Here is a 25637-nt window from a genome sequence, read left to right on the forward strand (position 1 = left end):
CGCGGGCCGGCTGCCGGCTTACTCGGCCTTGAGCGGCACCTTCGGCACCGATCCGGACGGCTTCTTCGGCTCGACGGGAACGGGGAGACCACCGGACCCGCCGCCCTTGGGCTTGCGCTTCGGCCGCGCCGATGCCTTGCGCGGGCTGGCACGCTTGGCGATCCGGCGCACGTCGGGCGCCACCGGCTCGGGCTTCGGCGTCACCGGGCCGGCGGGATAGTCGAAACCGAGCGAGGGGAAGCCCTCCTCGTCCTTCTCGACGACGACCCGCACATGGCCGCCATTCTTGAGGCGCCCGAACAGCAGGTCCTCGGCCAGCGGCTTCTTGATATATTCCTGAATGACCCGCGCCATCGGCCGGGCACCCATCTGCTCGTCATAGCCACGCTCGATCAGCCAATCCTTGGCGTCGGGCGAAAGTTCGATGGTCACCTGCCGGTCGGCGAGTTGCGCCTCGAGCTGGATCACGAACTTCTCGACGACATTGCCGATGACTTCGGTCGACAGGTGGCCGAACGCGATGGTGGCATCCAGACGGTTGCGGAACTCGGGCGCGAACAGCCGGTTGATCGCCTCCGTATCGTCGCCCTCGCGCCGGGTGCGTGTGAAGCCGATGGCCGGTTTGGCCAGGTCGGACGCCCCCGCATTGGTCGTCATGATCAGAATGACATTGCGGAAATCGACCTGCTTGCCGTTGTGGTCGGTCAGCTTCCCGTGATCCATGATCTGCAGGAGGATGTTGAACAGGTCCGGATGGGCCTTCTCGATCTCGTCCAGCAGCAGCACGCAATAGGGATTCTGGTCGATTCCGTCGGTCAGCAGCCCGCCCTGGTCGAAGCCGACATAGCCGGGTGGCGCGCCGATCAGCCGCGAGACCGTATGGCGCTCCATATATTCCGACATGTCGAAGCGCAGCAGCTGCACGCCGAGAACATTGGCAAGCTGCTTGGCGACCTCGGTCTTGCCGACGCCCGTGGGGCCGGAGAACAGGTAGTTGCCGATCGGCTTTTCCGGCTCGCGAAGGCCGGCGCGGGCCAGCTTGATCGAGGCGGACAACGCCTCGATGGCCTTGTCCTGGCCATAGACCACGCGCTTCAGCGTCGCCTCGATGTTCCTCAGCACCTCCGCATCGTCCTTGGAGACGGTTTTCGGCGGAATGCGCGCCATGGTCGCGATCGTCGCCTCGATCTCCTTCAGGCCGATGGTGCGCTTGCGCTTGGCCTCGGGCAGCAGCATCTGCGCCGCGCCGCTCTCGTCGATCACGTCGATCGCCTTGTCGGGCAGCTTGCGGTCGTGGATGTAGCGGGCCGACAGCTCCACCGCAGCCTTGATGGCATCATTGGTGTAGCGCAGCTTGTGGTAGGTCTCGAAGGCCGATTTCAGACCCTTGAGGATCTCGATCGCATCGGCGACCGAGGGTTCGTTCACGTCGATCTTCTGGAAGCGGCGGACGAGCGCGCGGTCCTTCTCGAAATATTGCCGGTATTCCTTGTAGGTCGTCGAGCCGATGCAGCGCAGCGTGCCCTGGGCAAGCGCCGGCTTGAGCAGGTTCGAGGCATCCATCGCGCCGCCAGACGTGGCGCCGGCACCGATGACGGTGTGGATCTCGTCGATGAACATGATGGCCTTGGGATGGGCCTCCACCTCCTTGATGACCTGCTTCAGCCGCTCCTCGAAATCGCCGCGATAGCGGGTTCCCGCGAGCAGCGTCCCCATGTCGAGCGAGAACACCGTGGCGTCCTTCAGCACGTCCGGCACATCGTTCTCGACGATCCGCTTGGCAAGACCCTCGGCGATGGCGGTCTTGCCGACGCCGGGATCGCCGACCAGCAGCGGATTGTTCTTCTGCCGCCGGCAGAGCACCTGGATCGTCCGGCTGATCTCGCCGTCACGGCCGATCAGCGGGTCGATCCGGCCCTCGCGGGCCTTCTTGTTGAGGTTGACGCAATAGGCATCGAGCGCGTCGCCCTTCTTCTTCTCGCCCTCGGGAGACTTCTCCTTGGCCTCCTCCGGCTCCTCGGAGCCTTTGGGAGAGCGCGCCTCGCTGAGGCCGGCCCGCTTGGCAATGCCGTGGGAGATGTAATTGACCGCGTCATACCGCGTCATGTCCTGCTCCTGCAGGAAATAGGCGGCGTGGCTCTCGCGCTCGGCGAAGATGGCGACCAGAACATTGGCCCCGGTCACCTCCTCGCGGCCCGAGGACTGGACGTGGATGACGGCGCGCTGGATGACGCGCTGGAAGCCGGCGGTGGGCTTGGAATCCTCCGATCCGTCGGTGACCAGGTTGTCGAGCTCGCTGTCGACATAGCCGACAAGGCTCTTCTTCAGCTTTTCGAGATCGACGCTGCAGGCGCGCATCACGGCGGCCGCGTCCTGGTCGTCGATCAGCGCGAGCAGCAGGTGCTCGAGCGTCGCATATTCGTGGCGGCGCTCGTTGGCGAGCGCGAGAGCCCGGTGGAGCGACTGTTCGAGGCTGCGAGAAAATGACGGCAAGGGAACCTCTTCAAAAAGTCTGGCCGCGGGCCATGGCCCGCCGGCGGTCATCGTTCACTTCTTCTCCATGACGCACTGGAGAGGGTGTTGGTGCTTGCGGGCAAAGTCCATCACCTGCGTGACCTTTGTCTCGGCCACCTCGTAGGTATAGACACCACATTCGCCGACGCCGTGCTGGTGGACATGCAGCATGATGCGGGTCGCATCGTCGGCATCCTTGTTGAAGAACTTCTGCAGGATGTGCACGACGAACTCCATCGGCGTGTAGTCGTCGTTGAGCAGCAGCACGCGATACAGGCTCGGACGCTTCGTCTGCGTCCGCGTCTTGGTGATCACCGACGTCCCGGGGCCCATCGGGTCCTGGTCACGCTCGTCCTTCTTGCCGGCCATGGCAAGTGACGGAAACCGGCCGGCCTCCTGCACGAGATCCGCCCCGCAGGCTGGCCGGGCCGTCTGATCCAGGAGCGATGCGTCGTTCGTCATGGTCATTTCCGGGCCGGTCCTCCGGTTCGCCCCCCGGGGGGCTGATCGAAGCAGGGTCCAGGACGCTGCCCCGAAAGGGCCTGTGCTGGTTTGCGATGCGAGAATCATGCCGGGACGTGTGCTCCTAGGCTAGTCGTAAAAATAGGCATCGGGGAGGTGCGCCGCTAGGCCGCGCCCTGTGCTTTCCCCGAAGCCCCTCACGAAGCCGCCGGTCCGCGGCGGATGCATGGCCGGCAGGGCTCCGCTGCAATGGACTTCGCCGCCACCGCCGCTACCGTTTCGCGACCGGACACGGGATAGGACGAGGATTGCATGACGGGAATCGGGCGGTTGGCCCAGGCGGCCGCATTCACCCTCTCCATGGCAATCCTGGCGACCGCATCCGCCCCGGCCGAGGCCCGCCGGACCCAGTGCCGCGCCAATGGTGCCCATTACGTGCTGCAGGGCGCCCCGCAGGTCACCGCCCTGTTCCGGGGCGCCAGCACGCAATCGACCCCATCCTCCGATCTCGTTTTCCAGATCCGGACCGCACCCGACAGGGAATATCTGTTCCTCATCCACCAGGCCCAGGGGTTCGGCCGCATGAGCCTGGAGCCCGTCTCCCATCCCGGCCGCACGGAGGGCTATCGCTACCGGTCCCTGCCGCAGCCGGAGGGAGAGCCGCCGCTGCTCCTCTATACATTCGACCGCCGCCTCCGGACGCTCGAAAGCCCGCCGCGCGAGGGCGTCGAGGCGCCGCGATTCGTTTTCGTTCCCGATGTGGCACAGCGCCTCTGGTACGACCCCGCCTCCCTGACCGACCGGCCCGGCATCGACCGCGAGGTCGTCCCCGTCGGCCTGTTCCGGCGGGTCCATTGCGGCAACCGCCGCCGATGACGCTTTCCGAGGCGGCGCTTGGCATCGTCGGTGCGCTGCACCTGCTGATGGGCTGGGCTGCGGCGCGCCGCGTCCGGATGGACGGGCTTCTGGATGCCGCCATCTCGGCCCTTTCGCTCAAGCCCGTGCCGGCCGCCGAGCGGCGCGATGCCCGCTGGCGCATGAGCCTGGCCGTCGCCGTGTTCTCCGGCGGCGCGCTGACCCTCGTACAGAGCCTCGCCGCACTGCCCGTGCTGGTCGCGACACTGGCCGGCCAGGCCTGGTATGTCGGCCGGGTTGCCTCAAGGGTCGCGGACCCCGACGACCCGCCGGAGCCCGGTGAGGCCGGCAGCGACTGGATGATCGTCGCCCTGCAGGGAGCCGTGACTGCGCTTGTCGCTGCGGCAGCCCATGCCGGCATCCTGCATGCGCCGGGTCAACAGCCCCTGGCGCTTGCGGGGGCGCTGGCTGCAGGCCTTGCCTTCGGCATCTGGCAGTTCCGGAGCCTGTCCTTGCCGGTCCCCGGACTGTCCGGAGGTCAGGCATCCGCGCCGGCTGACCCTCCCGAGCCGCTGCCCGAAACGGTGCGCCTGATGGTCCGGCCCTTCGTGCTGCCGGTCGCCGATGACCGCACCGGGCGGGTCGTGCCGAATGCCACCATCGTGGAGGCCTTCGGCGAGACCCTGTCGGTGGACATCCGCGACTGGGAAGACGACTATTTCGACACCATTCCCCCGCGCAAGCGCGAAGGCGGCTTTGCCGACCCGGCCGACGCGGCCCGGTTCGCCGCGGAGGGCGCGGCGCTGGTCGCCCGCATGAATGCCGCGCTTGGCCAACCCCGCGTCGTCTATGCTCCGCCCGGGACGGTATTTCCGATGGCGCCCGAGCGGTTGCGGTCGCAGGCCCGCCGTATCAAGGTGATGGCCGACTATGCCTGCCATCCCCTCTGGTCCCTCGACGACGACGATCCCGGACAGATCGCGCCCGATACCCTCGGCGTGTCGCCGGAACTCGTCGCCGGTCTCGACGCCTGGGCCCGCGCCTTCGAGGACGCGCTCGACTGGGACAATCCCGGTGGACCAGGGCTCTGGTCCGACGCCGAAGCCGAGACCCACAGGATCGAGGGTCGCCGGCTGGCGGCGGCACTCGCCCGCGAACTGCGCGCGCGCGGCCGCACGGACGTGGAAGTGAGCCTTGCGACCGAGACGGGCGCCCCTGTCGTCGTCAGCCCCGATGACGAGGTCTAGGCACGGCTCCAGACCGTCCGCGCCACGCCGGCCTGCGGGTCGATGAGGTTGACGGGCCCCGGCCGCAGGCCCGACCGTGCGAGCACTGCTTCGGGGTGACCCGACGAGAAACAGGGGCGTCCACCGGTAAGGCTCACGCGGCTGGCCGTCGACAGGACGAAGCGGTCGTAGCCGAGGGTGAGGAAGAGATCGAAGACCGCCGTGCCGCCGGTAATCGCAACAGTGCCGCTCCGGATGCCCAGTTCGGAGAGGACCGCGTCGAAGCCGAGACCGTCGGGATTCCAGCGCATGGCGAGCGGATCGCCTGCATCGGCCTCAAGCCTCGTCACGCCACGGGTCAGCACCAGCCGGCGCCGGCCGGGATTGGCGTGGCGCTCATGGCCGGCACGGCCGAGCACGACCAGCGCCGCACGGTCGAGAGCGGCCTGGAACAGGCGCCAGTCGGCATCGTTCATCAGGCCGGCCGGCATGATCCCGTCCGGTCCGGCGATCATGCCATCGGCCGAGACGATGGCGTGGCCCTCGATCGCGATGGATGGATTCACCCAGCCCTCCTGCGCGCATTCCGTGCCAGCCCCGGGCCGGCCCGGCGTCACGCCGCCTTCTTCGCTTCCGCGATCTTCACGAGGTTGCGCAGGATCACGGCAGCGCCCTTCAGCCGGTCATCCGGCTTCGGCCAGTTGCGGATGAACACGACCTTCTGGTCGGGCCTGACCTTGGCGAGCGAGCCCTGTTCGCCGAGATAGGCGACGAGGCCGGCCGGATTGGCATATTTCTGATCGCGGAACGAGATGACCATGCCGCGCGGGCCGGCATCGACCTTGTCGACATTCGCCCGCCGGCAATAGGCCTTGACCACCGCCACCTTGACCAGATGCTGCACCTCGTCCGGCAGCGGCCCGAAACGGTCGATCATCTCCGCGGCGAAGGCGTCGATCTCCTGGTCGGTGCCGAGATCGCCAAGGCGCCGGTAGAGCGACAGCCGGAGCGACAGATCCTCCACATAGGTCTCCGGAATGAGGATGGGCGTGCCGACGGTGATCTGCGGCGACCATTTGTCCTCCGCCACCTCGTCGACGAGGCCGGCCTTCATCATCGAGACCGCCTCTTCCAGCATCTGCTGGTAGAGCTCGTAGCCGACCTCCTTGATATGCCCGGACTGCTCGTCGCCGAGCAGGTTGCCCGCGCCGCGGATGTCGAGATCGTGGGAGGCGAGCTGGAAGCCGGCGCCCAGCGTATCGAGCGACTGCAGCACCTTGAGACGCCGCTCGGCCTGCGGCGTGATCGGCTTGTTCTCCGGCAGGGTGAACAGCGCATAGGCGCGTGTCTTGGCCCGCCCGACCCGGCCGCGCAGCTGGTAGAGCTGGGCGAGGCCGAACATGTCGGCCCGCCAGACGATCAGCGTGTTGGCGGAGGGAATATCCAGCCCGGATTCCACGATGGTGGTCGACAGAAGGATGTCCACCTTGCCGTCATAGAAGGCGCCGATACGGTCCTCCAGATCGCCGGCCGCCATCTGGCCGTGGGCGACAATGAACTTTGCCTCCGGCACATGCTCGCGCAGGAACGCCTCGGCCTCGCCGAGATCCTCGATGCGCGGGCAGACGAAGAAGGCCTGCCCGCCCCGATAGCGCTCGCGCAGCAGCGCCTCGCGGATGACCAGCGGGTCGAACGGGGTGACGAAGGATCGGACCGCCAGACGGTCCACCGGCGGCGTGGCGATGATGGAGAGGTCGCGCACCCCGGTCATGGCCAGTTGCAGCGTGCGCGGGATCGGCGTCGCGGTCAGGGTGAGCACATGCACCTCGGCCCGCAGCTCCTTCAGCCGCTCCTTGTGGCCGACGCCGAAATGCTGCTCCTCGTCGACGATGACCAGGCCGAGATCCCTGAAGGAGATCGCCTTGCCGAGCAGGGCATGGGTGCCGACCACGATGTCCACCGTTCCGTCGGTGAGGCCCTTCTTGGCAGCCGCCAGATCCACCGAGCCGACCATGCGCGAGGCCTGCGCGACATTGACGGGAAGCCCCTTGAACCGTTCGGCGAAGGTCTTGAAGTGCTGGCGGGCGAGCAGCGTGGTCGGCACCACCACCGCCACCTGCTTGCCGCCCATGACCGCTGCGAAGGCGGCGCGCAGCGCCACCTCCGTCTTGCCGAAGCCGACATCGCCGCAGACGAGACGGTCCATCGGCTTGCCGGCCGCAAGGTCATCGAGCACCGCATCGATGGCATGGGCCTGGTCGTCGGTCTCGTCATAGGGGAAGCGGGCGGCGAACTCGTCATAGGCGCCGTCCGGCGGCACAAGCTTCGGCGCCTCGCGCAGCGCGCGGGCAGCGGCGATCTTGATGAGGCCGGCGGCCATTTCGAGGATGCGCTTCTTGAGCCGCGCCTTGCGCGCCTGCCAGGCGCCGCCGCCGAGCCGGTCGAGCTGCGCCTCGGCATCCTCCGAGCCGTAGCGCGACAGAAGCTCGATATTCTCCACCGGCAGGAACAGCTTGTCGCCGCCGGCATAGTGGATCTCCACGCAGTCATGCGGTGCGCCGGCCGCCGTCACCGTCTTCAGGCCAATGAACCGGCCGATGCCGTGATCGACATGGACGACGAGGTCGCCGGCCGACAGGCTGGTCACCTCCGCGATGAAGTCCTGTGCGCGCTTGCGCTTCTTCTGGGCGCGCACCAGCCGGTCGCCGAGAATGTCCTGCTCGCCGATGACCGCGAAGTCGGGCGTCTCGAAGCCTTCCTCGATGCCGAGCACGCCGAGCGCGATCTCGTCGCCGCGCAGCGCCTGCGCCGAGGCCCAGCTCTCCACCGGTCTCAGCGCCTTCAGCCCGTGGTCCTCCAGGATCGGCTGCAGGCGCTCGCGCGACCCCTCCGACCAGGCCGCCACGACGACCCGCTTCTTGTCCTTGCGCAGGGCCGCGACATGGGATGCCACCGCATCGAAGACATTGGCGTTCTCGTCGGCCCGTTCGGCCGCGAACGACCGGCCGCGCCGGCCGCCGAGGTCGATCATCGCGCCGTCGCTCGTCCCCGCCAGCGCGAAAGGCGTGAGCTTGACCACGGCCTCGCCGCCGCGCCGGCCGTCCCAGTCCGCGGCCGTCAGGTAGAGACCGTCGGGCGGCAGCGGCTTGTAGGGGGACGCGCCGCTGTCGTGGTCGAGCGCGCTTTTGCGGGCATCGTAATAGTCGGCGATCGTCGTCAGCCGCTCCCTGGCCGCCTCCTCCACCTGCGCGTCCAGAACCACGCCGGCGTCCGGGATGTAGTCGAAGACCGTGTCGAGGCTGTCATGGAACAGCGGCATCCAGTGCTCGACGCCGGGATGGCGCCGCCCTTCCGACACCGCCTCGTAGAGCGCATCGCCCTTGGTGGAGCCGCCGAAGGCGCGCACATAGGCGAGGCGGAACTTGACCATGGTCTCGGTGGTGATCTGCACCTCCGAGGTCGGCACCAGGTCCAGCCGGCGCAGGGTGCCGGTGGTGCGCTGGCTTTCCGGATCGAAGGAGCGGATCGATTCCAGCGTGTCGCCGAAGAAGTCGAGCCGGATCGGCGTATCGAGCCCAGGCGGATAAAGATCGAGGATGCCGCCGCGCACCGCATATTCGCCGATATCGCGCACCGTCGACGTGCGCAGATAGCCGTTCACCTCCAGCCAGGCCTGCAGCCCCGCCATGGCGATGACATTGCCCGGGGCGGCAGACAGCGACTGCTTGGCAATGACGGCGCGCGCGGGCACGCGCTGCAGCGCCGCGTTGATCGTCGTCAGCACGATGGCCGGCGTCGCCCGGCCGGTGGTGCGGGCAAGGCGCGACAGCGTCAGCATGCGCCGCGCCATGACGGCGGCATTCGGCGAGGCCCGGTCATAGGGCTGGCAGTCCCAGGCCGGCAGGCTCAGCACCTCGATGCCGGGGGCGAAGAAGGTCAGTGCCGTCTCCAGCGCCTGCAGGCGCGGTCCGTCGCGGCAGATCACCAGCAGTTCGGGCGAGGCCTGGTTGCCCTTCGCATGGAGCTGGCGCGCCAGATCGGCGACGACCAGCGCGTCGAAGCCCTGCGGCACGCCGGCTAGGGTCAGCCGCCCGCGGGAGGCCACGACATCGGCGGGAGAACGCTTTGCCATCAGCCGATCCAGGCTCCCCTGCCCTCGCCGTGAAACGCCTTCAGCGCCTGAAACACCGGCTTGTCATAACTTCCCGGCGTCTCGGCCTTGCCCGTGACCCAGGCGAACAGGTCGCGGTCCGGCACCTCGATCAGACGCTCGAACTCGTCGAGCTCGGCCTCGGAGAAGCCGCCGATATGGGCATCGGCAAAACGGCCCATGATCAGATCCATCTCGCGCGTGCCGCGGTGCCAGGAGCGGAACAGCACCTTGCGCCGGCGCGGATCGAGATCGGCGGAGGAACGGGTCGTTCCGGTCATCGGCAAGCCTCGCGGTCACAACGGCAAAAGCCGGGGACGCCTTGCGCCACCCGGTTCGGCCGCTTCCCTAGCACCGCGCGGGGGACCTGTCAGCGCCGCAATCTGCGATACAATCCCGCCATGCGTCCGGCGCGACTCGATCCCCTCTTTGCCTCCCTCACCGCGGTGAAGGGCGTCGGCGGCAAGCTGGAGGGCCTGTTCAGACGGCTTCTCGGCACGGACGGCCCGCCGCGCGTGATCGATCTGCTGTTTCATCTGCCGTCCGGGATCATCGACCGGCGGGCACGGCCGACGCTTGCGGAGGCGGTGCCGGGCGCGATCGTCACCCTGGAAGTGCACATCGAGCGGCACCGCCCGCCCCCGCCCGGCAAGGCACGCGCGCCCTATCGCGTGCTGGTGTCGGACGAGACCGGCGACCTGACGCTGGTCTGGTTCAACGCCCATCGCGCCCGCATCGAGCCGATGTGCCCGGTCGGCGAGACCCGCATCGTCTCCGGACGGATCGAACTGTTCGACGGCATGCGCCAGATGGTCCATCCGGACCGGGTCATGACGGTCGAACAGGCCGCGACCATGCCGCTCGTCGAGCCGGTCTATCCGCTGACCGAGGGGCTTGCCGCCGGCATCGTCCGGCGAGCCGCCGAAGGCGCGCTGGCAAAGCTGCCCAAACTACCTGAATGGCAGGATGACCGGCTCCTCGTCCGGCAGAGCTGGCCGGATTTTGCCGCCGCCCTCCGGCAGGTTCACATGCCGGCAGGGCCAGAGGACCAGGACCCCGCCAGCCCTGTCTGGTCGCGACTGGCCTATGACGAACTGCTCGCCGGCCAGCTCGCCCTCGGGCTGGTCCGTGCCAATCTGAGGCGGCCGGCCGGCCGGGCCAATGCCGGCGATGGCGCGCTGCGCGCACGCATCGAGGCGGCCCTGCCCTTCGCGCTGACCGGCTCCCAGCGTCAGGCGATCGCCGGGATCACCGCCGACATGAGCGCCGGGACGTGCATGCTGCGCCTGCTTCAGGGCGATGTCGGCTCCGGCAAGACGGTCGTCGCGCTCATGGCCATGGCTGCCGCCGCCGAGGCCGGCCGCCAGTCGGCCCTGATGGCCCCGACCGAATTGCTCGCCCGCCAGCACGCCAAGGTGCTGCGGGAGCTCGGCACCGCTGCCGGCCTCGAGGTCGCCATCCTCACCGGCCGTGAAAAGGGCCGCGAGCGCGAGACCATCCTGGCCCGCCTCGCCTCGGGCGAGACCGCCATCGTGGTTGGCACCCACGCCCTGTTCCAGGAGGGTGTGACCTTCCACGACCTCGGCCTTGCCGTCATCGACGAGCAGCACCGCTTCGGCGTCCACCAGCGCCTGGCGCTGACCGCCAAGGGCGAGGCAGTCGACCTTCTGGTCATGACCGCAACCCCCATTCCGCGCACGCTGGTGCTGACCTGGTTTGGCGACATGGACTCCTCCCAGCTCACCGAGAAGCCGGCAGGCCGCAAGCCGGTCGATACCCGCATCGTCGCCCTGGAACGGCTGGAGGAGGTGGTGGACGGCATCGGCCGGGCGCTCGCCGCCGGCCGTCAGATCTACTGGGTCTGCCCGCTTGTCGCCGAGAGCGAGGAGACTGACCTGGCCGCGGCCGAGGAGCGTTTCGCCCTGCTCGAACAGCGCTTCGGCGCGGCGGTCGGCCTCGTTCACGGCCGCATGAAGGGCGCCGACAAGGATGCCGCCATGCAGCACTTCGTGCGGGGCGACACCCGCATCCTCGTCGCCACCACCGTCATCGAGGTCGGCGTCGATGTTCCGCAGGCCTCGATCATGGTCATCGACCATGCCGAGCGCTTCGGCCTGTCGCAGCTTCACCAGCTGCGCGGACGCATCGGAAGGGGCGCCGAGGCATCGACCTGCATCCTGCTCTATCGCGGCCCGCTGGGCGAGACCGCGCGCCGCCGCCTCGACATCCTGCGCGAGACCGAGGACGGCTTCCGGATCGCGGAGGAGGACCTGAAGCTGCGCGGCGAGGGCGACCTGCTTGGCACCCGGCAGTCCGGCATGCCGGGCTTCAAGGTGGCGCGGCTGGAACATCACGCCCCGCTGCTCGAAATCGCCCGGCAGGACGCAAGGCTGCTCATCGAGACCGACCCGCAGCTGGCCGGCCCGCGCGGCGCGGCCTTGCGCGACCTGCTCTACCTGTTCGGCCGCGACGAGGCGATCCGCCTCGTCAAGGCGGGCTGAGCCATGCTGCAGCGACCCTGGCGCGCCCTGCTGTTCCTCGCCGGCTGCCTGTTCACCGCCATCGGCGTGGTCGGCATCATTCTGCCCGGCCTGCCCGGCACGGTCTTCCTTATCCTCGCGGCCTGGTGCTTTGCCCGCTCCTCGCCGCGCTTCGAATGGTGGCTCATCCACCATCCCCGTTTCGGCCCGCCGGTGCGCAAATGGCGCGAGCGCGGCGCCATCGAGCCGCGCATCAAGGCAATTGCCATCGGCTCCATGGCCCTGTCCTGGGCGATCGTCTGGATGACCGCGCCGCCGGTCGCCATCGCCGTCTCGGGCCTCTGCCTCGCCCTGAGCGCGCTCTATGTCGGAACGAGGCCGAACGCATGACCCGCCCCCGCATCGTCTGTGCCGGAATCGCCACGCTGGACCTTGTCTATGCGGTCGACACCATGCCCACGGAAGCGGTGAAATACCGCGCGAAGGATCTCGTCATGTCCGGCGGCGGGCTCGCCGGCAATGCGGCGGTTGCGGCGGCCCGGCTGGGTGCCGCCGTCTCGCTCGTCACGCGCCTCGGCGACGACCTGCCGGGCGACGCGATCATCGCGGGGCTGGCCGCCGAGGGCATCGACTGCAGCGCCGTCGCGCGCGTGCCCGGCGGGCGTTCGCCCGTCTCGTCGGTGATCGTCGATCCGGCGGGCGAGCGCATGGTGGTGAGCCATTCCGACAATGCCACGCTCGGCGATGCCGCCGACCTGCCGGACGCCCTGCTGGCCGGTGCCGATGCCTGCTATGCCGAGACGCGCTGGATCGCCGCAGCCCTCAGGCTCCTGCCTCAGGCGCGCGCCGCCGGCATTCCCTCCGTCCTCGACGCCGACCGGCGGCCGAGCGATCCGGCGGTGCTGGACCTTGCCACCCATGTCGGGTTCTCGGCGCCCGCGCTGAAGGAACTGACCGGGATCGACGACGTTGCCTCGGCACTCGCGGCCGCATCCACCAGCCGCGCAAATGTGTATCTGGTCACGGATGGCGAGAAGGGTGCCTGGTACATGGAGGATGGGCGCGTGCGGCACGAACCGGCCTTTCCGGTCGCGGCGGTCGATACGCTGGGAGCCGGCGACACATGGCATGGCGCGCTGGCTGTGGCGCTGGGCGAGCATCAGCCGCTGCGACAGGCGGTCCGCTTCGCCAATGGCGCGGCCGCTCTGAAATGCACCGTTTTCGGAGGGCGGGCCGGCATGCCGCACCGTGCGGCGCTGGATGCCCTGCTTGCCGGATCATGAGAGCCATCGGAGCGCATACGGATGCACAAGACCTCCGGTTCGGCTAGTGTCCGCCGCGTGTCCGGGCCCGTTCGCCTCCTGCTTGTCCTGCTGACGCTCGCCGGGCTGACCGGTGCCGGCGGTCGCGTGGCCTTTTCGTCGGAAACGGAAGCCTTCATCGCCCGCGTCGCCGAGGCGCGCACACTGTTCCGCATCACCGTGACGAACCTGCGCGAGGGCCGCACCGATGATGCCGTGCGGTCGCTGGAGCAGCTGTCGGTCCACTGGCAGGAGACCGTCCGCAACTTTCGCGACAACCCACCGGCCATCTTCACCCGCACCGCCCTGTTCGCCGAGACGCTGGACGGTACGATCGCCCGCCTCAGCCGCGCTGCCGAGGGCCTGTCGCAGGGCCGGACGGACGCTGCGCTCGACGAACTCGGCCCGCTGCGGCAGGACTGGATCGGCATGCGCCGCGCGGCCGGGCTCTACGGCCTTGTCGAGTGCCTGGACGAGGCAACTGCCGCCCTCGACTCCTTCGTCACTGTCCGCCGCACGCCGCCGGATCTCGCCCGCGCCGAGACGCGCGGCGAGGTCATCGCGCGGGCGGCCGTCTATCGCTTCGCGCTGCGGCGCTGCGATGCCTTCGCCTCCCAGGACATGGTCGCCGAGGGCGACTACCAGCGCCGGGTCGAGGCGATCATGGCGGCGCTCGACGTGGTCGATACGGCCCTCAGGCTGCGCGACCCGGGCCTGCTCGACCGGGTGCTGACCGACCTGAAGGGCTTCGATCTGCAACTCTCCCAGCGCTACGGCGGATAGCTCGCGGCTGGACAGGCCGGCCCGGCCCGTGCCACCTCTTCAACCGATTTGACGGGATCGGAACGGCCGCAGCGACGGCCGCCGTGCAAGGGAGAGCAGGGATGGCGAAACGTCTTCAGGGCAAGGTGGCGCTGGTCACCGCCGCGGCCAACGGCATCGGCCGGGCCATTGCCGAGGCCTTCGCGGCCGAGGGCGCGAAGGTCATCGCCACCGATATCGACAAGGCGAAGCTCGACGGCATCCCCAGGGCACGCAAGCTGAAGCTCGACGTCACCTCGACCCGCCAGGTGGAGGCCCTCGCGGCGAAGACCGGTCCCATCGACATCCTCGTCAACGCCGCCGGCTGGGTCCATCACGGCCAGGTTCTCGACACCGCGGAGGCCGACTGGGACCGCTCCTTCGACCTCAACGTCAAGTCCATGCACCGCACCATCCGCGCCTTCCTGCCGGGCATGCTGGACAAGGGCGCGGGCTCGATCATCAACATCGCCTCCGGCGCCTCCTCCATCCGCGGCGTGCCGAACCGCTACGCCTATGGCGCCTCCAAGGCGGCGGTCATCGGCCTGACCAAGTCGGTCGCCATCGACTTCATCCGCCGCGGCATCCGCGCCAATGCCATCTGCCCCGGCACGATCCAGTCGCCCTCGCTCGACGATCGCATCCGCGCGCTCGCCGCCTCCACCGGCCAGAGCGAGGCCGCGGCCCGCAAGGCCTTCATCGACCGCCAGCCCATCGGCCGTCTCGGCACGGCGGAAGAGGTGGCGCTGCTTGCGGTCTATCTCGCCTCCGACGAGGCCGCCTACACGACGGGCGCGATCCACATCGTGGATGGCGGATTTTCGCTGTAGGGGGGCGCCGGGAAGCGCGGATGGTGAGCGGGGTGGGGATCGAACCCACGACCACATGATTAAAAGTCACGTGCTCTACCGCTGAGCTACCCGCCCATCCGGGCGCGGGTTTGGCGGATCGCGTCCGGGAAGTCAACGCAGGTCGCCGTGAACCCGCCCGCCACGGGCAAACAGCACCCCGCCGGCGCGATGCATGGCTTCCATCCCCTCCGCGCCGTTGCCCCCTGCCCCGCGCCCCGCCAGCCTTGCCGCCCCGAACCCCGATGGCAGGCCATGCAGCAGCTTTCTCCCGATTCCCTTCTCGCCGCCGTCCGCGACTGGGTGCTCATCGAGAGCCCGACGCAGGACGCCGCCGCCGTCAACCGCGTCGCCGATCACGCCACGGGCCTGCTTGCCGCCCTCGGCGCGCGCATCGAGCGCATCCCCGGCGAGGACGGCCTCGGCGACATCCTGATCGGCCGCATCCCCGGCGAGAGCGAGGGGCCGGGCATCCTCCTGCTCGGCCACATGGACACGGTCCACCCGGTCGGCACGCTGGCCGGCCCGCTGCCCTTTCGCATCGAGGGCGACCGCGCCTACGGGCCGGGCATCTACGACATGAAGGGCGGCAATGCGATCGCCATGTCGGCGCTGGCCCACCTTCACGCAACCGGCCGCCGGCCGCACCTGCCGGTCACTGTCATGATGATCCCCGACGAGGAGGCCGGCAGCCCGTTCTCGCGGGCGCATATCGAGGCCGAGGCACGCCGCCATCAACTGGTCTTCGTGGTCGAGCCCTCCGGCGAGGGTGGCAAGCTGACCATCGCCCGCCACGGCATCGCCCGCTACCACATGACGACGACCGGGCTGCCCGCCCATGCCGGCGCCTATCACGCCAAGGGGCGCAGCGCGATTCGCGAGATGGCCCGGCAGGTTCTGGCCATCGAGGCCATGACCGACTATTCGCGCACCATCGTGCTCAATGTCGGCACCATTTCCGGCGGCACCCACGAGAACATGGTGCCGATCCACTGCGAGGCCTGCATCTATGTGCTGGTGCCCACCGGCGAGGCCGAGGCGGAGGTGCGCGCCGCGCTGATGGCGCTCCGGCCGGTCGATCCCGACGTCCGCCTCGACATCCGTCCCGGCCTGTTCCGCCCGCCCTATGTGAAGACCCCGGCGATCCAGGCGCTCTACGACCACGCCTCAAGCCTTGCCCGCGAACTCGGCTTCGCCATCGCCGGCGAGCGCGTCGCGGGCGGCGGCTCGGACGGCAATTTCACCGGCGCGCTGGGCGTGCCGACCCTCGACGGGCTCGGCGTCATCGGCGACGGACCGCACACCCACCACGAATATCTGGAAATCTCCTGCCTCGTGCCGCGCACGCAGTTGCTTGTCCGCCTGTTCGAGACGGCGGGCGCCTGAACAGCCTTCCGCTAGTCAGCGCGGCCGACGCGCGCCCCAGTGGCTGTGCTCCTGCACCATGGTCGGCAGGTCCTGCCGCTGGTCGATGGCCAGCGGGTGCGGCGGCATGTCGGGCATCCGGCCGCCGGCCATGTCCACCAGCGCCTGCACGCGCTTGGTGATCGAGGGATGGGTCGAGAACAGGTCGCCGAGATCGTCCGGATCGTTCTCGAAGCACATATCCATGACGCCCGACGCCACGTTCGGGATATCGGCCCGGCCGGAGATCTTCAGCAGCGCCGAGATCATGGCGTCGGGGTTCTTGGTCAGCTCCACCGCGCCCGCATCGGCCAGATATTCGCGCGCCCGCGACAGCGACAGGCGCACCACGATGGCCAGAAACCAGGCGATGGCGACCATGGCGAGGCCGAGCAGCACGATGGCGCCGCTGCCCTTGCGGTCGGATGACGAGGACGAGCGCATGCCCCCGCGCGCCAGCCCCCGGAAAGCCAGTTCGCCGACCAGCGAGACGACGCCGGCGATCACCACGGCGATGATCATCAGCTTGACGTCGCCATTGCGGATATGAGTCAGCTCGTGGGCCAGCACCGCCTCGACCTCCTCGTCGTTGAGGTTGTTCAGAAGGCCCGATGTCACGGTCACCGTGTACTGCTTGTCGTTCACGCCGCTGGCAAAGGCGTTGAGCGCGTCGGTGTCGAGGATGGCAAGCTTCGGCGTCGTCATGCCGCGCGAGATGCACAGCGTCTCCAGCATGGAGTGAAGCTTCGGGTTGTCCTGCTGGGCAAGCGGCCGGGCGCCGGTCATGCCGTTGATCATGGCGACATTGAACCGGTAGCCGATGAACACCCACAGCGCCGTTGCCGCCGTGACGAACGGCAGAGCCGTGAGGAACACCCAGAAGCTCTCGCCGAACAGGCTGGCGCCATAGGGCACGCCCGCCTGCCCGTAGCCGATCAGGATAACGCCGAAGGTCAGCAGATAGGCGAGCAGGAACAGTCCGCCGAGGAGAAACCACGAGCGGATGCGGTTGTTGCGGATATGGCCGTAGAGCCCGAAGGCCGGCGCCGGCATGACGCAGCCGGCCCGGTCAGAACTTCACGGTCGGCGGCGCCTCGAGCTGGGTGCGCGCCTCCGGCCCGACGTCGAAGAATTCGCGCTGGGTAAAGCCGAGCGAGGCGGCGAACAGCACGGCGGGGAAAGCCTGCAGCGAGGCGTTGAACTCGCTGACCGCATTGTTGAAGAACCGGCGGGCGGCGGCCAGCTTGTTCTCGACATCGGCCAGCTGGCCCTGGAGCTGCTGGAAATTGGCGCTGGCCTTCAGGTCCGGATAGGCCTCGCCGAGGGCGAGCAGCCGGCCGACCGCGCCCGACAGCATCTGCTCGGCGGAGGCCTGGGCCGCAGGGCCGCTTGCCGCCATGGCCGAATTGCGCGCCCGCACCACCTCGTCCAGCGTCTCGCGCTCGTGGGAGGCATAGCCCTTGACCGTCTCCACCAGGTTGGGGATCAGGTCATGACGCTGCTTCAATTGCACGTCGATATCGGCGAAGGCTTGGTTCACCCGCTGCCGGAGCCCGACGAGGCCGTTGTAGATGAAGATGACGTAGGCGACGATCACCGCGATGACGCCGAGGACGGCCCAAAACATGACATGCTCCTGCATCTGCCCCTGCTTCGCGGGAAGGTGCCACGCCCGGCGCCGTCTGCAAAGCTTGAAGGTCGGGTCCGGCCCCTGTGGGGCCATGCCGTGATTCTCCGCAGGATCGTGTTCTTCCTCGCCCTGGTCATCGGCCTTGTTGGCTCGCAGGTACCCGAATTCGCCCAGCAATACCGCCAGCGGCTCGGCGGCCATATCGACGAACTCAACCGCATGCTGGCCGATTTCGACGCCGAGACCGCCCGGCTCAGCCTGTCGCGCGAGGCGGGGATCGACCGGCTGGCTGGCAATCCGGACAGCCTCGCCCGCCAGCGCGGCGAACAGGTGCGCGCCGATGCCGAACGCGCCGCCCGCCTCCAGGACCAGCTTCGTGCCTATGAGCAGGCCGGCCCCTTCTGGCGCCTTGCGACGTTTGCCCGCCGCTACGAGCCGGAGATCGCGCGCCGCGCCGCCGATCAGTTCGAGCCGGCGGTGCCGGTCACCGCCGAGGGCCTGGCCGCAGCCTTCGGCGGCTTCCTGCTCGGCTGGCTGGGCGGGCGCGCCCTGATCGCGCCGATCCAGCGACGCCGGCGCCGCAGGTCCGCCGATACCGTCAGGGCGGAGCCATCCGCTTCACGTTTTCGCGGATGAAGATGCGGAACGGCGTGGTGCCGGAAGCGCTGCCGTCGGCGGCGCGCCAGCGTCCGTTCGTGCACAGGATCCCGCCCTGGGCCTCCACCGCATCGAATTCGACGGTGTTGCGGTAGATGGTGCCGTTGGGCGTCGTGGCGGTGAAGGCGGTGCGGCAGAGGCGCCCCTCCACGACCGGATTATAGCCGCCAATCATGATGCCGCCCCCGCCGGTGCTGGGGAACGGATCGGTCAGCAGCGGCCAGGAACCGTAATCCTCCGTCTGTGCGGCGGACGGGGCGAGGCCGGCAAGGGCCGCGAGCAGCACGGCGGCTGCAATGGCAGGCAGGCGGGATCGGGTCATGCGCGGCTCCTCGATCAGGTTGCGTCCTCTGCGATACCCGCCATACCGGCTCCCGGATGCAGCGGACTTTGGTTCCATCGGTCTCTGGATGCAGCGGCCTTGCCTCGCCGGCATCGTGCCCCGACAATGTCGGCTCCCTCTGCGTCGGTGAAACATGCAGCACACGTTTCCAAAACACCTCAGCCACCTCGTCGTCCGGCCCAGCGCGAAGGTGAGCCTCGAAACGATCGATCCGCGCGAGGTCGACTTCCTCGGCGAGGAGGAGGAGGCCCGCGCGCAGCTTGCCGAGGACGTGGTCGAGATCGACCGCCTGCAGGACCGTCTCTATGCGGAGGGCCGTCGTGCCCTTCTCGTGGTGCTGCAGGGCACCGATACGGCCGGCAAGGACGGCACGATCCGCGGCGTGTTCAACGCCACTGGCCCGCTGGGTGTCCATGTCACGGCGTTCAAGCGGCCGAGCGAGGAGGAACTCGCCCATGACTTCCTCTGGCGTGTCCATGCCGCGGCACCCCGGCGCGGCACGATCGGCATCTTCAACCGTTCGCATTACGAGGACGTTCTGGTCGGCCGGGTGCGCAATCTCGCTCCCAAAGAGGCGATCGAGCAGCGCTACGGCCAGATCAACGCCTTCGAGCAGATCCTCGCCGAGAACGGCACGGTGATCCTCAAATTCATGCTGCACATCTCCCGCAAGGAACAGGGCGAACGGCTGCAGGAACGCCTCGACGAGCCGGGGAAGAACTGGAAGTTCAATGCCGGCGACCTCGAGGACCGCAAGCTCTGGACGGACTACCAGAAGGCCTATGAGATCGCGCTCTCGCGATGTTCGTCAGAACTGGCGCCCTGGGTGGTGGTGCCGGCCGACCGCAAATGGGCCCGCAACTGCATCATCGCCGCCACCGTCCGCAAGACGCTGGAGACCATGAATCCGAAATACCCGAAAATGCCGTGGAAACCGTCCGATTTCGTGATCGACTGACGGAAGCGTGCGTCCGGATCCTTGCGCCGGTCAGGTGGTCCGTCAGGGACCCTCCGTCCCCGGACACAGCTTTCGAACATGCCTGAAACATGCCTGACCATCGTCACGCTGTCAAGGGCATCTTTCCTATAAAAAGACTTTCGACCTGAACCACGCCATGGGCGATCGTCAGGCGGACCAGGGCTGGATGTCTCCCCGGTCCCAGTTCGCCCGCACCTCCGCCGCATAGTCGGCGAAGCGGCCGGCGGCGATTGCCTCCCGGGCGCCGGCCATCAGGTCCTGGTAATAGGCGAGGTTGATCCATGTGATCAGCATGGAGCCCAGCATCTCCTCGGTCCGCACCAGGTGGTGCAGATAGGCCCGCGAATAATCCCGCGCCGCCGGGCAGGACGAGGTCTCGTCGAGCGGCCGCGGATCGTCGGCATGGCGGGCATTGCGGAAATTGACCCGGCCGAAACGCGAAAAGGCCTGGCCGTGGCGGCCGTTGCGGGTCGGCATGACGCAGTCGAACATGTCGATGCCGCGGGCAATGGCCGCCAGGAGGTCGTCCGGCGTGCCGACGCCCATGAGGTAATGCGGCCTGGCGTCCGGCAGATGCGGCATGACCGCCTCGATCATGGCCAGCATGACCTCCTGCGGCTCGCCGACCGCCAGCCCGCCGATGGAATAGCCGGGAAAGTCCATGGCCGAGAGCGCCTTCGCGCTGTCGACGCGCAGATCCGGCTGGTCGCCGCCCTGCACGATGCCGAACAGCGCCCGGCCCGGCGGCTGCGCCGCGAAGGCGCGCTGCGAGCGCTCCGCCCAGCGCAGCGACAGCTGCATGGCCTTCTCGATGGTCGCCCGGTCGTTCGGCAGCGCCACGCATTCGTCGAGCTGCATCTGGATATCCGCGCCGAGCAGGCCCTGGATCGCGACCGACCGCTCGGGGGTCAGCTCGTAGCGGGACCCGTCGATATGGCTGGCGAAGGTGACACCGGTCTCGGTCAGCTTCCGGAGCTTGGCCAGTGACATGACCTGGAAGCCGCCGGAATCGGTCAGGATCGGCCCGCTCCAGCCGCCGAAGCGGTGCAGCCCGCCGAGCGCGGCGATCCGCTCGGCGCCCGGCCTCAGCATCAGGTGATAGGTGTTGCCCAGGATCACGTCGGCGCCCAGCGCCTTCACCTGATCCATGTACATGCCCTTCACCGTGGCCTGCGTGCCGACCGGCATGAAGGCCGGCGTGCGGATCGGCCCGTGCGGCGTGACGATCGTCCCTGTCCGCGCGGCGCCGTCACGGGCCGCGATGGCAAACGAGAAGCCGGTCATGGCACAGCCTCGCGGAACAGCAGGCTGGCATCGCCGTAGGAATAGAACCGGTAGCCGGCGGCCAGCGCATGGCCATAGGCCGCCCTCATGGTCTCCATCCCGGCAAAGGCCGAGACCAGCATGAACAGGGTCGAGCGCGGCAGGTGGAAATTGGTCATCAGTGCGTCCACCGCCCGGAACCGGTAACCCGGCGTGATGAAGATCCGCGTCTCGCCGGCAAAGGGCCGGATCGCGCCATCCTCGGATGCCGCGCTTTCCAGAAGCCGCAGCGAGGTCGTGCCGACCGCGACGATCCGGCCGCCGCGGGACCGCACGCCGTTGAGCGCTTTGGCCATGTCGGCGCTCACCAGCCCCCATTCCGGATGCATCCGGTGGTCGTCGGTGTCGTCCGCCTTGACCGGCAGGAACGTGCCGGCCCCGACATGCAGCGTCAGGAAATGCAGCGAGATGCCCCGCGCCTTCAGCCGCTCCAAAAGCTCCGGCGTGAAGTGCAGCCCGGCGGTGGGGGCTGCGACCGACCCCTCGTCACGGGCGTACACGGTCTGGTAGTCGGTGCGGTCCTGCGCGTCCTCGGCCCGCCGGGAGGCGATATAGGGCGGCAGTGGCACATGGCCGACCCGGCCAATCGCCTCGTCGAGATGCGGCCCTGAAAACTCGAAATCGAAAACGACGCCGTCATCGTCCTTGGAGACCACCTCCGCGTGCAGCGCGCCGAGCAGGCAGGCCTCGGGCGTCTCGCCGAAGCGCACCCGGTCGCCTGCCTTCAGCCGTTTCGCGCCCTTCACGAAGGCGAGCCACCGGTTGTCTGCGAGCCGACGGTGAAGCGTCGCCGAGATGCCGGCCACCTGGCCGTCACGCTCGCGGATGCCGTCGAGCTGGGCGGGAATGACGCGCGTGTCGTTGAACACCAGCGCATCGCCCGGCTGCATCAGATCTGGCAGGTCGCGCGCTGTCCGGTCGGCGACCGCCTCGCCCGGACGCACCACCAGCATCCGTGCCGCATCGCGCGGGCTTGCCGGCCTGAGCGCGATCCGCTCCGGCGGCAGGTCGAAATCAAACAGGTCGACGCGCATGGGCGAACGGGGGCCTTCCGTCAACGAAAACGGCGCCCGGATCGCTCCGGGCGCCGTGTCCCCTAGCACGAAGGCTCAGAGCTTCGCGACCACGTCGCCATAGGTCGCCATGTCGTCGGCGGCCATCTTGGCCACCACGATCTTGTCGGGATCGCGCACCGGCTCGCCGCGCTTGATGCCGTCGACATTGTCCATGCCGTCCACGACCTTGCCCCAGACCGTGTACTGGCGGTCGAGGAAGCCGGCATCGTCGAAGCAGATGAAGAACTGGGAATTGGCCGAATCCGGGTTCTGCGCACGGGCCATCGAGGCGGTGCCGCGCACATGCGGCTCGGCATTGAACTCGGCCTTCAGGTTCGGATAGCTCGAACCGCCCGTGCCGGAGCCGTGCGGGCAGCCGGTCTGGGCCATGAAGCCGTCGATGACCCGGTGGAACACGATGCCGTCGTAGAAGCCCTCTCGGACGAGCTTCTTGATATGGTCGACATGGCCGGGGGCAAGGTCCGGGCGCATGGCGATGACGACGCGGCCCTTCGTGGTTTCCAGGATCATGGTGTTTTCGGCGTCGAGGGCCATGACGGCCTCCTTTCGTTGCAGTGTCTCGCGGTGAACTGTCTGGATCGTCAGCGGATGTCGGCGGCGACCCGCACGCGGACCATGCGGTCCGGTCCGGAAACCGTGCCGTTGCGGGCGGGATCGCCGCGCTTGATCCGGTCGACGGCGTCCATGCCCGACACGACATTGCCGAACACGGTGTACTGGTTGTTGAGGAACGAACCCTCGGCGAACATGATGAAGAACTGCGAATTGGCCGAGTTCGGGTTCTGCGAGCGGGCCATGCCCAGAACGCCACGCACGAAGGGTTCGCGCGAGAATTCCGCCGGCAGGTTCGGCAGGTCCGACCCGCCCATGCCCGTGCCCTGCGGGTCGCCGGTCTGGGCCATGAAGCCCTCGATCACCCGGTGGAACACGATGCCGTCATAGAAGCCCCGGCGGGCCAGCGTCTTGATGCGCTCGACATGGCGGGGCGCAAGGTCCGGCCTCAGGCGGACGACGACGGGTCCGTCCTTGAGTTCGATGACCAGGACGTTCTCCCGGTCGAGGCCGGGCGGAATGCGGATCGCCTGGCCGAGGGCGGGGGCGGAGGCGGCGGTCGCCAGCGTGGCGGCGAGGAACGTGCGGCGCTTCAAGGTATCTCTCCAGGAGTGACGGTCCGGCGCGTCAGGCCTTCTTCTGAACCTTGCCGGCAAGCGCACGCGCAACCGCCGGCGGAACGAAGGAGGTGACGTCGCCGCCCATGAGGGCGATCTGCCGCACCAGCGTGGCGGTGATGGGGCGCACTGTGGGCGAAGCCGGCAGAAAGACGGTCTGGACGTCCGGCGCCATGGCCGCATTCATGCCGGCCATCTGCATCTCGTAATCGAGATCGGTGCCGTCGCGCAGGCCGCGGATGAACAGGGTCGCGCCGACGCGCTGGGCCGCCCACACCGCCAGGTCGTCGAAGGTGACCGTCCGGAAGGTGCTGTTCTCGGCGCGCGCGATCGGCTCGCAGACCTCGGTCAGCAGGGCCTGGCGCTCGCCGGCGCTGAACATCGGCGTCTTGCCGGGATGCACGCCGATGCCGACCACGAGTTCGTCGGCGAGCCGGCACGCATGGCGGATGACGTCGAGATGGCCGTTGGTGACGGGGTCGAAGGAGCCCGTATAGAGCGCGATGCGTTTCGTCATGGGGCTCCGCCGGTCGGGACCATCCGCTTAGCGAAGCCGGCGCGCCCGCGCAAGGGAACCATGCCCGCGTCCGGTTGCACCACGCCGGCGCCCACGCGACAAAGGGCCAGCCGAGGAGAATGCCATGACCACGCCCGCCGAACGCCAGATCTGCGACTGGATCGCCGACCGCAGGGACGCGATGATCGACCTGTTGCGCGAGGTGGTCGACACCGATTCCGGCTCCTACGACAAGACCGGGGTGGATGCCGTCGGCGAGCGTTTCGAGCGCTTCTTCGAGGAGCACGACATCTCCGCCTGGCGCGAGCGCAACGAGGTCTATGGCGATGCCGTCCATGCCCTCGTCACCGAACCCGGCGACAACCGCAAGCCGGTCCTGCTGATGGGCCATCGCGACACGGTCTTCCCCAAGGGCGAGGTGGCCCGCCGCCCCTTCACCATCGAGGGCAAGCGCGCCTACGGGCCCGGCGTCGCCGACATGAAGGCGGGCCTGGTCATGAATGTCTTCGTCGCGGCAGCCTTCAAGGCGCTCGGCGGGGCACCCTGCCCGATCCGCGTATTGATCACCTCCGATGAGGAGATTGCCTCGCCGTCCTCCCGGCCGATCATCGAGCGGGAGGGCCGGACGGCGCGCGCCGTCTACAATTCGGAACCCGGACGGCCGACGGGCAATGTCACGACGGAACGCAAGGGCGGGGTCTTCATGCGCTTCGACGTCTATGGCAAGGCGGCGCATTCCGGAGGAAATTTCTCAAGCGGCATCAGCGCGATCGGAGAGATTGCTCACAAGATCGTTCAGATCCATGCGCTGACCGACCTGCAGAAGGGCATCACCCTGAATGTCGGTCTCGTCTCGGGCGGCCAGTCGGTCAACACCACCGCGCCCCATGCCGAGGGCCAGATCGACATGCGCTATGTCGAGCCGGCCGACCGCGCCGCGACGCTGGCCGCCATCGAGAAGATCATCGCGACATCGACGGTGCCGGGCACGTCGGCGAAGCTGGAGATCAAGGGCGAGTTCCTGCCAGTGGTCCAGACGCCGGACGCCAGGGACCTGTTCGTGGCCTACAAGGCATCCGCCGCCGATGCCGGGCTGCCCGACCTCGACGGCGAGTTTTCCGGCGGCTGTGCCGATTCCGGCTTCACCGCCAGCGTCGGCACGCCGACCATCTGCGGCGTCGGCCCGGTCGGCGGCAATGCCCATACGCCCGAGGAATATCTGGAGATCGACAGCATCGTGCCGCGCGCCCAGGCGCTGGCGCTGGCGATTTTGAGGACGCAGGCGGAGTAGGAGCAGTTGTCTTTGGAGCCGTCGCAATCATCTGGACCTAGCATTCGGGCGCAGCGATGAGTGAGTTGCGCTTGACCTATCTTCGTGAGGACGAGTGGCACGGAGAATTGCACGTGTTCGCAAAAGCCCGAGGCTTTGCCGCTCGCGCGAGTGCGTGGTTCAACCGTGATACCCTGATCGACTTCGCCCGCGCTCTCAGTCAGTACCCGCTTCCGTCGACCCCACCATTGACGATATCTGGCGGAGTTGGTGCCTTGGAGGCGGATCAACCCGACCTCGTGCGCGTCGGCCTCGCCATTGCCCCGGCAGGAGCCAGGGGGCAACTCCTGGTGCGCATCGAGTTGGCTAGCGACCCTCAGGGGGAAGTCGTCGCTGATGTTCAGCAACGCGCATCAATAAGTTTCCCAACCGAATACGCGGCGCTGGAACGCTTCCGGATTTCACTCGAGCCAATGCTTGACGGCGACGGCGAGGCGCTTCTCAGTGGAACAGAGTGGTGATCCTCTGTATTGTTCGGACGTATGTAGCACCTCTGACTAGGTACTGACTCTAGTTATCCTCCGCGACCCTCGGGCCGATATCAACGAGTTCGCCAGCGAAGCGCGCAGTTT

At 68.3% G+C, this 25637-nt stretch carries 25 protein-coding genes and 1 tRNA gene; 12 read left to right on the plus strand and 14 right to left on the minus strand.

Annotated elements, in window-relative coordinates:
* Positions 1-18: 18 nt before the first annotated feature.
* Positions 19-2493 carry an ATP-dependent Clp protease ATP-binding subunit ClpA gene (gene clpA, locus ACTIFS_RS15220; protein ID WP_439574966.1) on the minus strand — a complete coding sequence of 825 codons (2475 nt, stop codon included), beginning with the start codon at positions 2491-2493 and terminating at the stop codon, positions 19-21.
* Positions 2494-2547: 54 nt separating this feature from the next.
* Positions 2548-2883 carry an ATP-dependent Clp protease adapter ClpS gene (clpS, locus tag ACTIFS_RS15225; RefSeq protein WP_439575037.1) on the minus strand — a complete coding sequence of 112 codons (336 nt, stop codon included), beginning with the start codon at positions 2881-2883 and terminating at the stop codon, positions 2548-2550.
* Positions 2884-3288: 405 nt separating this feature from the next.
* Here clpS and ACTIFS_RS15230 point away from each other — a divergent pair, with 405 nt between their 5' ends.
* Both ACTIFS_RS15230 and ACTIFS_RS15235 read left to right on the plus strand, forming a co-directional pair.
* Positions 3289-3852, plus strand: coding sequence for a hypothetical protein (locus ACTIFS_RS15230; protein ID WP_439574967.1), 564 nt, complete (start codon positions 3289-3291; stop codon positions 3850-3852).
* Entirely contained in the window at positions 3849-5078 is a 1230-nt protein-coding gene (locus ACTIFS_RS15235; protein ID WP_439574968.1) for a hypothetical protein, read from the plus strand. Before ACTIFS_RS15230 ends, ACTIFS_RS15235 begins: the two co-directional genes overlap by 4 nt.
* On the opposite strand, the gene ACTIFS_RS15240 is transcribed toward ACTIFS_RS15235, so the two are convergent.
* From ACTIFS_RS15240 to ACTIFS_RS15250, 3 genes are read right to left on the minus strand one after another with little or no spacing between them, the layout of a single operon-like run.
* Positions 5075-5623 (minus strand): dihydrofolate reductase, encoded by a 549-nt coding sequence (locus tag ACTIFS_RS15240; protein ID WP_439574969.1) that lies wholly within the window; start codon positions 5621-5623, stop codon positions 5075-5077. The two genes, ACTIFS_RS15235 and ACTIFS_RS15240, sit on opposite strands and share 4 nt — an antisense overlap.
* 47 nt (positions 5624-5670) lie before the next feature.
* Entirely contained in the window at positions 5671-9189 is a 3519-nt protein-coding gene (mfd, locus tag ACTIFS_RS15245; protein ID WP_439574970.1) for a transcription-repair coupling factor, read from the minus strand.
* A complete protein-coding gene (locus tag ACTIFS_RS15250; protein ID WP_439574971.1) occupies positions 9189-9488 on the minus strand; it encodes a succinate dehydrogenase assembly factor 2 in 300 nt (99 codons plus the stop codon). Before ACTIFS_RS15250 ends, mfd begins: the two co-directional genes overlap by 1 nt.
* A 120-nt stretch (positions 9489-9608) precedes the next feature.
* Between ACTIFS_RS15250 and recG the strand changes: the two genes are divergently transcribed.
* The 5 genes from recG (at position 9609) to ACTIFS_RS15275 (ending at position 14619) form a co-directional block, all read left to right on the plus strand.
* Entirely contained in the window at positions 9609-11708 is a 2100-nt protein-coding gene (gene recG, locus ACTIFS_RS15255; RefSeq protein WP_439574972.1) for an ATP-dependent DNA helicase RecG, read from the plus strand.
* A gap of 3 nt (positions 11709-11711) precedes the next feature.
* Positions 11712-12077 carry a YbaN family protein gene (locus ACTIFS_RS15260; protein WP_439574973.1) on the plus strand — a complete coding sequence of 122 codons (366 nt, stop codon included), beginning with the start codon at positions 11712-11714 and terminating at the stop codon, positions 12075-12077.
* Complete coding sequence (locus ACTIFS_RS15265; RefSeq protein ID WP_439574974.1) at positions 12074-12970, plus strand: PfkB family carbohydrate kinase; 897 nt, start codon at positions 12074-12076, stop codon at positions 12968-12970. The genes ACTIFS_RS15260 and ACTIFS_RS15265 overlap by 4 nt, the downstream gene beginning before the upstream one ends.
* Before the next feature lie 21 nt (positions 12971-12991).
* On the plus strand, positions 12992-13771 hold the full coding sequence (locus ACTIFS_RS15270) for a hypothetical protein (protein WP_439574975.1): 780 nt from the start codon (positions 12992-12994) through the stop codon (positions 13769-13771).
* Positions 13772-13872: 101 nt separating this feature from the next.
* Entirely contained in the window at positions 13873-14619 is a 747-nt protein-coding gene (locus ACTIFS_RS15275; protein ID WP_439574976.1) for an SDR family oxidoreductase, read from the plus strand.
* A 21-nt stretch (positions 14620-14640) separates the two neighbouring features.
* On the opposite strand, the gene ACTIFS_RS15280 is transcribed toward ACTIFS_RS15275, so the two are convergent.
* Positions 14641-14715 (minus strand) — tRNA-Lys (locus ACTIFS_RS15280).
* A gap of 177 nt (positions 14716-14892) precedes the next feature.
* Here ACTIFS_RS15280 and ACTIFS_RS15285 point away from each other — a divergent pair.
* The gene (locus tag ACTIFS_RS15285) at positions 14893-16023 is read left to right on the plus strand and encodes a M20 family metallopeptidase (protein WP_439574977.1); all 1131 of its coding nucleotides are present in this window, start codon (positions 14893-14895) and stop codon (positions 16021-16023) included.
* Between the two features lie 15 nt (positions 16024-16038).
* Here ACTIFS_RS15285 and ACTIFS_RS15290 read toward each other — a convergent pair whose 3' ends face one another.
* The gene (locus tag ACTIFS_RS15290) at positions 16039-17094 is read right to left on the minus strand and encodes a M48 family metallopeptidase (RefSeq protein WP_439574978.1); all 1056 of its coding nucleotides are present in this window, start codon (positions 17092-17094) and stop codon (positions 16039-16041) included.
* A gap of 16 nt (positions 17095-17110) precedes the next feature.
* A complete protein-coding gene (locus tag ACTIFS_RS15295) occupies positions 17111-17668 on the minus strand; it encodes a LemA family protein (RefSeq protein WP_439574979.1) in 558 nt (185 codons plus the stop codon).
* A 99-nt stretch (positions 17669-17767) separates the two neighbouring features.
* On the opposite strand from ACTIFS_RS15295, the gene ACTIFS_RS15300 reads away from it, so the two are divergent.
* Complete coding sequence (locus ACTIFS_RS15300; RefSeq protein WP_439574980.1) at positions 17768-18307, plus strand: DUF2937 family protein; 540 nt, start codon at positions 17768-17770, stop codon at positions 18305-18307.
* Here the strand turns inward: ACTIFS_RS15300 and ACTIFS_RS15305 are convergent.
* A complete protein-coding gene (locus ACTIFS_RS15305; RefSeq protein WP_439574981.1) occupies positions 18270-18650 on the minus strand; it encodes a hypothetical protein in 381 nt (126 codons plus the stop codon). The genes ACTIFS_RS15300 and ACTIFS_RS15305 overlap by 38 nt on opposite strands.
* A 154-nt stretch (positions 18651-18804) precedes the next feature.
* Here ACTIFS_RS15305 and ACTIFS_RS15310 point away from each other — a divergent pair, with 154 nt between their 5' ends.
* Positions 18805-19629 (plus strand): polyphosphate kinase 2 family protein, encoded by an 825-nt coding sequence (locus tag ACTIFS_RS15310; RefSeq protein ID WP_439574982.1) that lies wholly within the window; start codon positions 18805-18807, stop codon positions 19627-19629.
* Between the two features lie 168 nt (positions 19630-19797).
* Here ACTIFS_RS15310 and tgt read toward each other — a convergent pair whose 3' ends face one another.
* The 5 genes from tgt to coaD form a co-directional block, all read right to left on the minus strand.
* Complete coding sequence (tgt, locus tag ACTIFS_RS15315; protein WP_439574983.1) at positions 19798-20934, minus strand: tRNA guanosine(34) transglycosylase Tgt; 1137 nt, start codon at positions 20932-20934, stop codon at positions 19798-19800.
* Positions 20931-22007 (minus strand): tRNA preQ1(34) S-adenosylmethionine ribosyltransferase-isomerase QueA, encoded by a 1077-nt coding sequence (gene queA / locus ACTIFS_RS15320; RefSeq protein WP_439574984.1) that lies wholly within the window; start codon positions 22005-22007, stop codon positions 20931-20933. The genes tgt and queA overlap by 4 nt, the downstream gene beginning before the upstream one ends.
* A gap of 75 nt (positions 22008-22082) precedes the next feature.
* Positions 22083-22583 carry a peptidylprolyl isomerase gene (locus ACTIFS_RS15325; protein WP_439574985.1) on the minus strand — a complete coding sequence of 167 codons (501 nt, stop codon included), beginning with the start codon at positions 22581-22583 and terminating at the stop codon, positions 22083-22085.
* A gap of 47 nt (positions 22584-22630) precedes the next feature.
* Positions 22631-23197, minus strand: a complete 567-nt coding sequence (locus tag ACTIFS_RS15330; protein ID WP_439574986.1) for a peptidylprolyl isomerase — start codon at positions 23195-23197, stop codon at positions 22631-22633.
* 31 nt (positions 23198-23228) lie between these two features.
* Positions 23229-23735 (minus strand): pantetheine-phosphate adenylyltransferase, encoded by a 507-nt coding sequence (gene coaD, locus ACTIFS_RS15335; protein WP_439574987.1) that lies wholly within the window; start codon positions 23733-23735, stop codon positions 23229-23231.
* Between the two features lie 124 nt (positions 23736-23859).
* Between coaD and ACTIFS_RS15340 the strand changes: the two genes are divergently transcribed.
* Both ACTIFS_RS15340 and ACTIFS_RS15345 read left to right on the plus strand, forming a co-directional pair.
* Positions 23860-25026, plus strand: coding sequence for a M20 family metallopeptidase (locus ACTIFS_RS15340; protein ID WP_439574988.1), 1167 nt, complete (start codon positions 23860-23862; stop codon positions 25024-25026).
* 71 nt (positions 25027-25097) lie between these two features.
* Entirely contained in the window at positions 25098-25526 is a 429-nt protein-coding gene (locus tag ACTIFS_RS15345) for a hypothetical protein (RefSeq protein ID WP_439574989.1), read from the plus strand.
* Positions 25527-25637: the final 111 nt, after the last annotated feature.

The organism is Phreatobacter sp., from assembly GCF_051860605.1.
Lineage (GTDB): Bacteria > Pseudomonadota > Alphaproteobacteria > Rhizobiales > Phreatobacteraceae > Phreatobacter.